11 protein-coding genes are annotated in these 10,648 nt (G+C 53.3%); 3 read left to right on the top strand and 8 right to left on the bottom strand.

The window, feature by feature from the left end:
* Positions 1-106 precede the first annotated feature (106 nt).
* Positions 107-595, bottom strand: a complete 489-nt coding sequence (locus ACKC9G_RS06440; protein ID WP_411404113.1) for a GNAT family N-acetyltransferase — start codon at positions 593-595, stop codon at positions 107-109.
* Between the two features lie 84 nt (positions 596-679).
* Entirely contained in the window at positions 680-1,096 is a 417-nt protein-coding gene (locus ACKC9G_RS06445) for an Lrp/AsnC family transcriptional regulator (RefSeq protein ID WP_411404114.1), read from the bottom strand.
* A gap of 205 nt (positions 1,097-1,301) precedes the next feature.
* Between ACKC9G_RS06445 and yjeH the strand changes: the two genes are divergently transcribed.
* Positions 1,302-2,591, top strand: coding sequence for an L-methionine/branched-chain amino acid transporter (gene yjeH / locus ACKC9G_RS06450; protein ID WP_411404115.1), 1,290 nt, complete (start codon positions 1,302-1,304; stop codon positions 2,589-2,591).
* A 91-nt stretch (positions 2,592-2,682) separates the two neighbouring features.
* Here yjeH and ACKC9G_RS06455 read toward each other — a convergent pair whose 3' ends face one another.
* Positions 2,683-3,150 carry a YbjN domain-containing protein gene (locus tag ACKC9G_RS06455; protein WP_411404116.1) on the bottom strand — a complete coding sequence of 156 codons (468 nt, stop codon included), beginning with the start codon at positions 3,148-3,150 and terminating at the stop codon, positions 2,683-2,685.
* A 110-nt stretch (positions 3,151-3,260) separates the two neighbouring features.
* Positions 3,261-5,579 (bottom strand): heavy metal translocating P-type ATPase, encoded by a 2,319-nt coding sequence (locus ACKC9G_RS06460; protein ID WP_411404117.1) that lies wholly within the window; start codon positions 5,577-5,579, stop codon positions 3,261-3,263.
* Positions 5,580-5,796: 217 nt separating this feature from the next.
* On the opposite strand from ACKC9G_RS06460, the gene cadR reads away from it, so the two are divergent.
* Positions 5,797-6,270 (top strand): Cd(II)/Pb(II)-responsive transcriptional regulator, encoded by a 474-nt coding sequence (gene cadR / locus ACKC9G_RS06465; RefSeq protein WP_411404118.1) that lies wholly within the window; start codon positions 5,797-5,799, stop codon positions 6,268-6,270.
* Between the two features lie 36 nt (positions 6,271-6,306).
* Positions 6,307-6,807 carry a DUF3429 domain-containing protein gene (locus ACKC9G_RS06470; RefSeq protein WP_411404119.1) on the top strand — a complete coding sequence of 167 codons (501 nt, stop codon included), beginning with the start codon at positions 6,307-6,309 and terminating at the stop codon, positions 6,805-6,807.
* 60 nt (positions 6,808-6,867) lie between these two features.
* On the opposite strand, the gene ACKC9G_RS06475 is transcribed toward ACKC9G_RS06470, so the two are convergent.
* From ACKC9G_RS06475 to ACKC9G_RS06490, 4 genes are all read right to left on the bottom strand, one after another.
* Entirely contained in the window at positions 6,868-7,407 is a 540-nt protein-coding gene (locus ACKC9G_RS06475; RefSeq protein WP_411404120.1) for a YchJ family protein, read from the bottom strand.
* Positions 7,408-7,682: 275 nt separating this feature from the next.
* The gene (locus ACKC9G_RS06480; RefSeq protein WP_411404121.1) at positions 7,683-7,865 is read right to left on the bottom strand and encodes a hypothetical protein; all 183 of its coding nucleotides are present in this window, start codon (positions 7,863-7,865) and stop codon (positions 7,683-7,685) included.
* 435 nt (positions 7,866-8,300) lie between these two features.
* Entirely contained in the window at positions 8,301-9,443 is a 1,143-nt protein-coding gene (locus tag ACKC9G_RS06485) for a GNAT family N-acetyltransferase (RefSeq protein ID WP_411404122.1), read from the bottom strand.
* Positions 9,444-9,480: 37 nt separating this feature from the next.
* Positions 9,481-10,647 (bottom strand): MBL fold metallo-hydrolase, encoded by a 1,167-nt coding sequence (locus ACKC9G_RS06490; RefSeq protein ID WP_411404123.1) that lies wholly within the window; start codon positions 10,645-10,647, stop codon positions 9,481-9,483.
* Position 10,648: the final 1 nt, after the last annotated feature.

Here is a 10,648-nt window from a genome sequence, read left to right on the forward strand (position 1 = left end):
ACGATAGGTCGTCTCTCAACGATGGGCTGCATTATACTCAGCCACTTTATGGGCGCAAGTCCCGATAATATTTTTTTCGTTTTCAGCGACTTATGTGCATTCGGCCTTAGCTGGCGAGCTGCAACGTCATTAATCGTGCGCTATCACCGTAACTGTCGCAGAGACTGGCATTGTGCACTTCTTCAAAGCCCATTTTTTGCCAGTAGGTATGCGCTCCCTGAACAGCCACCAGCATAATGCGCGAGAAACCAGAAGCCTTCGCCACCTGCAAAAGCGCCGAAGAAAGCTTGCGCCCCACCCCTTCGCCCTGAGCCGATGCACTTACCGCCATATCATGGAGATAGAGAGTATCGGTGCCAGTCACAGGGCTGAGTGCCTGATATAACTTGGGCGGTTGTTCTCCCTGCCAGGGATGCGCCAACAGATAACCGAGCACATCCTGACGGGATGAACGATAAACAAAGCAGGTGTCCGGTGATGCCTGCCACTTACTTTGCAGCACATGCAACGCTTCTGATTCCAGATCCTGATAGGCTTCATCCTGTACCTGCAAAATGCCTTCCCAGGCTGCAGGTTCAATGGCAACAACAGACACTTTTCACTCCAACAGGATCAGGGCTTTGCCAGCGGGCAAAATACCTGAGCACCTGTACATCAATGATTTAATGAGCTGGCGAACTCAGACCAGCCACTCACGCATAATCACGTGAGTTTTCACCCGCTGCGTTCCAGGAAGCTTCTCAATCAGATTCCGGATTTCGATCAGCCTGGCCATATTCTTGACCTGCAGGAAAACCAGCAAATCCACATCCCCACTGATGCTGCTAAGCCGCTGAATCTCGGGTATGACCTTGAGCGCGGTGACAAAATCCTCGCAGCTCGACTCCCGGTGAATAATCTCAAGATAAGCACCCAACTCGGCGTCCGGTTCGATAATTCTGGCATGGTATCCACGAATGACGCCCTGCTCTTCCAACTGCCGGATACGCTCACTGACCGCCGTGCGTGACAGGCTTACTCGCCTTGCGACCTCCGTCACGCTCAGGCGCGCATCATCTCGCAGCAAACCAAGAATATGTCGATCAAATTTGTCCATGCCGTTTCTTAACGCCTTTTGGTCCGCAGGCTGGCTCCAGAGTTCGCCAGCATAAACGGATTTTTACTGAAGCTCACGGGGGTTCCGGCATTTTGCCATGAACTTACGACACTATGTCGTGCATTGACGGCAGTTTGCCAGCTCCCTTTTCAGCTCGCGCTTCTTATTCTGAATGCACCAGAAGTCACTCTTCGGAATAAAGCTCATGACAACGCTCAACAAGGATATCGGCCTGATTCAGGGTATCGGTTTGCTCGCCACCTCATTACTGGGCACCAGTGTCTTTGTGGTCCCCGCCATTGCAGTGAGTATTGCCGGCGAACAAAGCAGTATTGCCTGGTGGTGCATGCTGGCGCTGATTCTTCCGGTCGCCTTTATTTTTGCCAAATTAGGCCAGCAATTCCCCAGTGCCGGCGGAGCACCTTTCCTGATTGGTAAAGCGCTGGGCAAACCTGCTGAAGCAGCCTTTGGCATACTTTTTCTGGCTGCCATCCCTATTGGTTTGCCCGTTGCCCTCGACTTCGCCCTTGGCTTTCTTCAGGCGATCACTCCCCTGACACCCGGCCTTGTACTCGCGGTGAAGCTCGGCACTCTGGCGGTCATCTGGCTGATTTGCCGTCAGCCACCTCGCCTCAGTGGCAAGGTACAAACGCTGATCGCTATCGCTATTATTCTTTGCGTACTGCTTATGCGGGCATTAGTGGCAGGCGAAACGGTGACTAACGATACCATCGCGCACTCTTCAGCCACGGCAACGAACTGGGTCGCGCTAAGCGCAGCCATGGCGGTGATGATCTGGTGCTTTGCCGGGATCGAAGCCTTTATTCATATGAGTGAAGAGTTTAAAAATCCGCACCGTGATGTACCGCTGGCACTCATCGGCGGCGTGCTGGTTGCCACGCTTATTTACCTCTTTTGCTCCCAGAGCGTCTGGCAGGTGATGGGGGCAATTACTGAACGGCAGGCAGGCAGCGCCGTACCGCACATCATGGAGGAGTTTCTGGGTTCACCCGGACTCTGGCTCACCAGCTTGCTGGGGTTTCTCGCCTGCTTTGCCTCTATTAATGCCTACACTCAGGGCTTTAGCCGGTTATTGTGGAGCATTGCTCGTGACGGCTGGCTACCCGGAAGAATCGGCCAGCTAAATCAGCATGGCGTTCCCGGCAAGGCACTGAATACCGTTATTCTGATCTGCATGACAGCAACGACCCTGACCACCGCGACAGCGATGCCCGTGTCACAACTGCTGGAGTTTGCCAACGGCATTTTTGTCCTGCTTTATCTCACCACCATGATTGCCGGAGTGGTGTTGCTTCGCGGATTCTGGCGTGCCATTGCTATGGTTGCCAGTCTGTTGTGCGCTCTGCTTTGTCTGAGCCTGGGAGCAGAACTTCTGTATGCACTTTGCGGCTTAACGCTGGCATTTACGCTGGTGTACTGGCGCCGCAGTGCCCGGGCTCGCTATCTGGCGCTAGCAGAACAACCCGTTTTGTAAGAGTTCAGCGACCTCAAAAAGCAAAAAACCGAAGCCCTGGCTTCGGTTTTTCGTTATCAGCAGGATGCCTGTGGCAGGGCCTTTGATGCGCTTAGTGCATCATCTCCGGTTCGTCTTCCTCAAGCAGGAAGTAGCCCAGACGACCGCACTCCTCAATCACCAGCTGAATACCATTCAGGGTTTCCTGAACGAAGGTGATGAACTGTTCAAAGTTCATACCAGCTCGCCAGCTGATCGTATCGCCCATCACCAGATGAGGCATGGCGTTATCATTCAGATCGACAAAGATCTTGATGTTCGAGTACTCAATGTTCAGTCGCGCCATTTCGGCAACTGCTGGCAGAATCGCAGCAGGACGAATCTCGATTTCAGAGGTCATCAGCAGAGCGCCTTCCTCAAGGAAAAGACGACACTCCATCCCCTCAATCATGGCTTCCAGCTCAGCGAAGTGATACCCATCACAGTCGCCGCAACGCTCAGTGCGGATACCCGCCTGCTCAAGCCATTGCTCCAGTTGGTCAGGGGTCAGTTCTCTGACCAGTTTTTCTGCCTCGTGCATGGCAACCTCAATTCCTTCATCAGATAACGATAACCCTACGAGGGCCGCAAGGACGCTAACAGATAGGTCGTTCTCGCGCAATTCACAATGGAGCTAAGTAGCCCTGAAGCTCAGGAAGTTCCCTTTTTTGAACTAAAACCCAGCACACGCAAGCCATTACCAATGACCAGCAGGCTCGCGCCGACATCGGCAAAAACTGCCAGCCACAGATTCGTGTAACCCATAATTGCCAGAATCACGAACAGTACCTTGATGCCGATAGCCAGCACCAGATTCTGCAGCAGGACACTATAGGTAAAACGACAGAGCCGGATAAACCAGGGCAAGTGCATGAGCTTATCGTCAAGCAGCGCCACATCCGCCGTATCCAGTGCGGTGTCTGTCGCGCCTTTGCCCATAGCAAAGCTTACCGTGGCCTCGGCAAGCGCGGGGGCATCATTAATACCATCCCCTACCATTGCCACCGGGCGCGATGCTGACAAGGCTTTAATGCGCTGCCACTTATCATCGGGCAGACACTGGGCCTGAACCTCATCGACACCGGCCTCTTTGGCAATCTGACGGGCCACTTCCGGGTTATCACCCGTCAGCATCAGGGGTGAAAGCCCTAATGACTTGAGCGCATGCACTGCCTCCCTGGCATCTTCCCGAAGCGGATCTTGTACGGCAAAGATCATCACCACCTTATCAGCGATACTTAACAGGCTGACGCTACACCCCTGCTGCTGAAACGCCTTTACCTGACTCATCACTGCATCAGGCAAGGGAGTGGCTGCATCCGCAAAAAAACGCTCATTGACCAGATACACCGGTGCATCAGTCAGCGTCCCTTTTGGCGCCTCAAGCCCTATACCTTTGAGCTGTTTGGCAGATTGAGCAACAGCCTGCTTATCATCTGAGATACTGCTGCGCTCCTGCTCTAACCCTGCGGCAATGGCGCGCGCCACTGGATGGCGAGAGCCCGCCGCCAGCTGCCAGGCAAAATGGCGCGCTTGTGTTTCATCTTCACAGAGCGCGGTTGCCTGAGCCTGCATTAATACAGGTTCGCCCTGAGTCAGCGTACCGGTCTTATCCAGCGCAATCACTTCAAGCTGGCGTGCCTCTTCAATAAAGCGACCGCCTTTTACCACCACCCCCATTCGTGCGGCTCTGGTGATAGCGCTCATCAGTGTCACAGGCGTGGAGATCACCAGGGCACAGGGACAGGCAATAACCAGCAAAACGAGCGCACGGTAGAACCATTCAAGCCAGCCACCCAACCCGAACACAGGAGGCAATATCGCCACAGCGACCGCCATCAGAGTGATCGCCGGAGTGTAAATGCGTGCAAATCGCTCGATTAACAGCTGCGCAGGCGCCTGACTGGCCTGGGCCTCCTCAACCCGATGAAGGATCCGTGATAACACGGTGTCCCCCTTTGCATGGGTCACGTCTACAGTGAGCGTACCATCGCCATTAAGACTGCCTGCGAGCGCCTCATCGCCGGAGCTAACCGTGACCGGCAGACTTTCCCCCGTGAGAGCGGCCTGATTAAGACTGCTCTCACCTTCACAAATGACACCATCCAGAGGCACACGATCCCCCGGTTTAACCCGAATACGCTGGCCAATAGCAATCTTATCCAATGGAATCACCTGCCATTGACCGGATGCAGACTGCACTTCGGCTTCCTCCGGCAACATGTCAGTGAGGGAGCCAATCGCTGATTTGGCGCTAGCCAGCGTTCGAGCCTCAATCCACTCCCCCAGCACGTACAACGTCATGACCATGGCCGCTTCTGGCCACTGGCCAATCACTACCGCGCCGGTGACGGCAATGCTCATAAGACCATTGATACTGAGCTGACCATGCCACAGCGCCAGCAGTCCTTTTTTGTAGGTCCCGAGGCCACTCAACAAAATCGCTGCCAGCGCCAGTAGCGCGCTTACCCAAGAGAACCCCGCCAGCGCCCAGTGCGCGGCTTCAGCAGCGACTGCCAGCGCTAGCGCTGCGCCCAACTTGCCGATTCCCTGCCAGCGTGAAGCCGGAGCCCGTGCGGCATCGGCGTCCTCCTGAGATTCCACCTTTGCGGGTAATCCCATGTGCTTGAGCCGCTCCAGCAGTGCCTCTTCAATCGGTTTATCCGCATGGACTTTCAACCTGCCCGCAGGAGTGTTGAATACCAGCCGCAATACGCCGTCCATTTCCTGCAAACCATGGCGAATCTGAGATTCTTCATTGGCGCAGTCCAGCGCGGGAATATGCAGCGCATACTGGTATTGACCCGGAGCGCCTTTATCGATTTCCGGCTCAGGCACTGGGTGAGCATGCCCGCAGCAGCTGTGCTCGTGCTCGTGCTCGTGCTCGTGCTCGTGCTCGTGCTCGTGCTCGTGCTCGTGCTCGTGCTCGTGCTCGTGACGATCAGCGTCGTGCATTACCGAAGATTTCATGCAACCTCCTTGATGAAAACCGCTTCCCTGTCGCCGAGCAAAAATCAGTAAAGAAGAAACTTGCGACAGAAGACATTTGCCACCAAGTAAAAACCCTGTAGCAGCTACAGGGTCAAGCAGCACTTCAGGCTTGAATTTATCAGCCCTGGTTACTTAGGAAGCTTAGTCACTTGGAAGGATTGGCTACTTGGAAAACTTGGTTACCTGGGAAACAAGAATGAGCGTTCAGGAATATAAGATTGGCGAGCTGTCCAGCCTGACGGACTGCCCCGTTGAAACCATCCGCTATTACGAGAAGCAAGGGCTTTTACCTGCCCCGGGCCGTAATCAGGCCAACTATCGGGTGTACGGCCCCACTCATTTAAAGCGGCTGCAATTTATTCTGCATTGCCGGGCACTGGATATGGCACAAGAGGAAATCCGGCAACTGGTCGATCTGCAGGAAAGACCAGAAGCACCTTGTACAGAGGTAGACGCACTGTTGGATGAACATCTGACCCATGTGGAAGCACGTATTCAGCAGCTTTCACACTTACGCGATGTCTTGCGCGATCTTCGCCGACAGTGTGACAATCTTGGCCCCGTGAGTGAATGCGCCATACTGGATCAGCTGGAACAGAGGGATTTCAGTGAAGCGTCATCACAGCAGGATGCCCATCTTGGCCATGTGCATGGCAGCCACCACAACTGATCATTCATTCATCCGGACTTTTCCACTACAGAGGTAATGCCGTTGAACCCTGAAAACCCCATCACGAGTTCGCCTGAATCTCACAAGCCGAAAAGTACGGAAGTTGCCAGTGACCTGGCCTCACAGCTCGGCTACCTTGGCCTTTTACCTTTTCTGGGCAGTGTGCTGGCGACGCTGGTCGGAGTCGATATCAGCATGACTCTTCAGGCTTTTCTGGTTTACGGTGCGGTGATTCTGTCTTTTCTTGGAGGGATTCACTGGGGCTGGATGATGAACAAGTCGCTGCCCGAACCCCAGATTCGGTTAAAGCTTGCCATGGCGCCAAGCCTCCTCGGCTGGATTGCCTTGCTGCTGCCGCCACTGGCCGGCATCGCATTGCTGGCGCTGGGATTTATCGGCTGGTGGGCATACGAAAGCCGCCTTCCTGCTGAACGCTGGTATAGAGATTTGCGCAAGCGCCTGAGCTTTGTCGTTCTGGGCTGCCACCTGATCTGGTTCCTGATGCTATGGCGAGCGACGAATCTGGGCGATTTGTAAGCGCCTTAGCCTCAATAAAAAAACGGAGCCAAGGCTCCGTTTTTAATGTGTGAATCAGATTCACTGACCACAACACTTTTTGAATTTCTTGCCACTGCCACAAGGGCAAGGGTCATTCCTTCCAGCTTTACCCGTACTCATATCTTGCCCAGCAGCTCCCTCAGGCACTATTGCTGGCGAGGCTTTCCTGAGTTTTCCTGCATGAAAAATCTCGCCATCAATGTAGCGCCAGCGCCCTTCTTCACGACTAAAGCGGGAACGCTCATGCAGCAGATGTTCCTTACCTTTATTCAGCCAATAAGCTTTGAACTCCACCTCGCCAGCATCGCCCATTTCAACCGCATCGACGATCTCAAGCTTTTGCCATTGAGTGTCACGTGCGCCCATGGATTCAGCGCTGGTGGTTGGTCGCGTGGACGGATGCCAGGTCTCCAGCAGATACTCACCCAGCTTGCCGATAGCAAACGCAGCATATCGAGAGCGCATCAGCGCTTCAGGCGTTGACGCCAGTGACTCGCTTTTGTGCAGAGGCTCGCAGCACTCCGCATAGAGGCGACCACTGCCACAAGGACACTTATTGGTGCTGGATGAAAGCTCCACCTGCCGATACCTCAGACTCCAAAGTAAAGCCAGAATGATACTTGCCTTAAAGGATCATGACGAGAAAAGAGGTAATACAGGAGATCCTGGAAGGCAGCTTGGAAAAGGTGTGGTAATAAACCAACGCTTAGAGAAAAACAGCCGAACCAAAGAGAGCTGATAGAGAAGCTTTAATGTTGAGGGATTTTGCAGCTTCCCCCGATCGGGGTGACGCTCATTAAACTACAAATCGCCTGAAGAGACGGGAGGGGGAAATCCCCGGCCGAAGCCGGAGATTAACGGGAGAAGGAAGGTGCTTTACCGAAGAAAGGAGAAGTCAGGTTACGCATGAAACTGTTCATAGTGCGGAAAGTTTCATCACGATCACGCATGGCTTCAAGCTTTTTGCGGGTTTTTGGGCTGATATCAGCACGGCCTTCAAAGTTGGATTCAACGATTTCGCGTAAGTCTTTGTTCATGATGCTCACCTTGTTTAAGAGAGAATTTACTTAATCGATGTGTGCATGGTACGAACTGGGCAGAATTCACACAATTGATAAATTTTCGCATGAATGCTTAGATTTATTCACCGGTCGCAAAAGTCACACAGCGGGTAAATCAATCTTTGGTCTAACGCATCATTTTTTAAGATGTATGAAAAATTACTACATATCCGGTTTTAGCAGCAAAAACTCTCTTTCTCAGAAAATAACCCTTTAAATTCAGATAGTTAAACATAGAAAGCAGCACGGACCGCACTCCCGCATATAAAAAAGCGACCACTCCCGAAGGCAGTGATCGCTACAAAGTGAGGAATAAAACAACCCACAGCGCTCAGGCTAAAAACTCTCGATATGAATTAAAAAACCGGCCTGGTCACTCCTTCGTGAGTTTTCGTCATGATTCTGCGTGCGCTAGCTCGCCTCAGAACCTGCGTCGTCTTGCCGGTAAGGCAGGTAGGATTTTCCCTCTTCTGCGTAAGCAAGAATTGCCGGACTTTCGCGCTCCAGGAAGTCAGCGACGGCATCATGCAGACCCTGCTGCAAAAAGTGCCATGAATAGGTGATCTGAGGCTCAAAGCCACGAATGAGTTTGTGCTCGCCCTGGGCGCCGGCATCAAAGCAGGCAATCCCTTCACGTATACACAGCTCAATTCCCTGATAGAAGCAGGTTTCGAAGTGGAGCTTGTCATACTCCTCCAGACAGCCCCAATAGCGTCCATACAAGGTGTCACCACCCACAAGGAAAAAGGCTGCCGCCACATACTTTTCCTCATGCAGGGCAAAGACCATACGGATTGCAGCCGGCAGGCTTTCTGCAAGCCGGAGAAAAAAATCCAGACTGAGATAGGGCCTCTGGCCACGCTTGAGGTAAGTCGCCGCATAAAACTGATAAAAACGCTGCCAGAGCTCAGGCGTCATCTGTGCCGACGTCAGGCACTCAAAGCGAATACCCTGCTGCTGCACCTGCTGCCTTTCTTTGCGAAAGTTTTTACGCTTGCGTGAGTTGAGCGCCGTAAGGAAATCATCAAAGTGCTGATAGCCACGGTTATACCAATGATACTGACAGCCCAGCCTTTTAAGCCAACCCGAGGACTCAAAAAGTGTCGCCGCACTCTCTTTCGGGAAAAGCACATGAGCACCGGATATCCCCTGTTTGAGCACGGTACTTTTGAGGACTTCGAGAAGTGCAATCCCGCCTTCCGCAGAGCCCAGCAATCTTGGGCCAGTCACAGGACTAAAGGGCACCGCACAAAGCAGTTTGGGATAGTAGTGACCGCCAGCCTGCTCCCAGGCATCCGCCCATTGATAGTCAAAGACATATTCACCGCGAGAATGGTGCTTTTGATAGAGCACCATCGCTGCAGTGATTTGCCCGTCTTCGCGCCACAACAAATGCGATGGCACCCAGCCCGTCTCAGCACTGGCAGCACCTGAGTCCTCCAGCGCAGCAAGAAAGGCATGTTGCAGAAAGGGATAATGCTTGGCATCTGCCAGCAAGGCATTCCAGTCTTCTGCAGCAATCTCATGGATCGAGGACAGAACCTCTACAGTCATAGCCTGGGTCTCTGATCGGTAAATCAATCAAACGTGATTATTCAGCGTTTAAGTCATAGCTCGCAGGTTCATCATCACTCATCCAGCGCCACGTGGCACCGTGATGCAGCAATTTGAAGCGAGCAGGATCAAGCTGCGCATCGGCTAATGCCGCTTTTAAATCGATGATGGGTTGATCCAGCGGCTCATCCGTCAGCTCAAACGTACCCCAGTGGATGCCTACTGCCTTCGTTGCGTGCACATCATTAAAAATCTGCACAGCTTCCGCCGGATCCACATGCTGAGACTTCATAAACCAGCGAGGCTCATAAGCACCCACCGGAATTAGCGCCAAGTCAAAGGGCCCCAACTGCTTCCCGATCTCAGCAAAGTCTGCGGAATAGCCGCTATCCCCGGCAAAGTAGACCTTTTGCTGCTTCCCCTGAATAACCCAGCCACCCCAGAGGGTTTGATTGCGATCCCCCAAGCCCCGGGCTGTCCAGTGATGGGCAGGCACAAAGGTGAGCTTAAGACCAGAGACAGCGGAACTCGTTTCTTTAGCAAGCAAGGACTGATCCAATGTCGCGTCCTGCCACCAGTCCAGCTCCTGCACGTTGGTAATCCCAAGATCGGCAAACCAGGCTTTGACACCTAGCGGCACCAGAAACAGCGGGCTACCACCCGGCTGTCTGGCCAACTGCTGAATGCTGGCCTTATCAAGGTGGTCATAATGGTTGTGCGAGATCACCACCACATCGACAGAAGGCAACTCACTTAAAGGAAACGGGACTTTTACTTTACGCTCAGGACCAATAAAGCTGACGGGGGAAGCTCTGTCGGAGAACACGGGATCTGTCAGCACATTAAAACCATCAAGTTGCAGCAAAGCCGAGGCATGTCCAATCCAGGTCACCGAAGCCTGAGTATGATTTGCCCGCAGCCACGCGGTATCCGTTTTCTCAACCGGGAAGTCATAGCCTTGCACAACCGTCTGCGGTGGCTTCGGCACACCACTTCGCCATGCCTCCCAGCGCCAGCGCATCAGCTCAGAAAAAGGCTTATCCAATATCGAACCATCAGAGTTGGTAAAACCGTCCTCAGTCCGGTGCGGCTTTTTGGGGTCAGCATGTTCAAACTGATGGCTACAGCCGCCAATCAAGAGCACAAGCGAGGCCCACAGCGCCGCCAGGGGGCGCTTTTTTGTTGTTTTAGTCACAGAGGTCATT

This window comes from Pokkaliibacter sp. CJK22405 (assembly GCF_046614695.1).
Classification (GTDB): Bacteria; Pseudomonadota; Gammaproteobacteria; order Pseudomonadales; family Balneatricaceae; genus Pokkaliibacter.